Origin of the sequence: Insulibacter thermoxylanivorax (assembly GCF_015472005.1) — a bacterium.
GTDB lineage: Bacteria > Bacillota > Bacilli > Paenibacillales > DA-C8 > Insulibacter > Insulibacter thermoxylanivorax.
Genome location: NZ_BMAQ01000032.1, coordinates 1 through 849, shown reverse-complemented (window position 1 = coordinate 849; position 849 = coordinate 1). Strand labels below are relative to the sequence as shown.

Genomic DNA, 849 nt, shown 5'->3' with positions numbered 1-849 from the left:
GTAGCGCCTCTGTCGAGCAACATACCGATGGACACAGGCAATGTAGCTCCTCTGTCGAGCAACGTACCGATGGGTACAGATTACGTTGCACCTTTTTCAAGTAACGTGCTTATGGGAGCAAGCAATATAGCACCCTATATGGGGAATGTATCGCCGAACACCATGATGCCTTATACTCAGCAGTCGCCTAACTCGTACTTTGCTTCTAACACCAGCCCAAACTTATGGTCGAGCGGTTCAATCGAATCGTATACCTGGTCGACTCCCTTCGACTATATGAAAGATAAACAAACACCTTATTACCAAGTCCAAGGAATGTCGCAGCAGATGACGTATAAAAAGCCCTGCGGTTGCGGCGGAGGCAAGCGAGTACAGGTCGGCCATTACAGCCTGCAGGAAAAATTAATCGCCGAGGGTGCTGAGTCTCAGCAAGCCGACAGTGAAACCGTACAAGAGGTTACTTCCTCTGTTGAAGAACGAATCACAGCCCTTGAACAGCGAATCGAAGATCGTAAGAATGATGAGCGAGGTGACTCTGCAGCGAAGGTTCAATCGGCGGAGCAAGCGATCCCAGCGAATAAATCGGTGAACCGAAAGAAACGCAAAGCCGCGGCCAAAAGAACGGATATTCGCAAAAAAAGAACGCCACGCGCCCAAGTTCATTCACATGAATGGCTGCATGAACCGGAACCATCATTTCAGATCCTTCCTTGGTTAAATGTATAATCATTGTGTAAAGGTAAGACGTTTATAGTGCAGCGGCATGTTAGAGATCGGGATGTTTATACAAAAAGGGGGGATGGCGGCCTCGGAAGTAGGTTTCGTCATAAAAATCGTATAAAACCGGCG

At 48.1% G+C, this 849-nt stretch carries 1 protein-coding gene; it reads left to right on the top strand.

Going from position 1 to position 849, the window contains the following annotated elements:
- Positions 1-726, top strand: a 726-nt coding sequence (locus tag PRECH8_RS11395) for a hypothetical protein (protein ID WP_207161796.1), incomplete at its 5' end; no start/stop codon positions are given.
- Positions 727-849 lie beyond the last annotated feature (123 nt).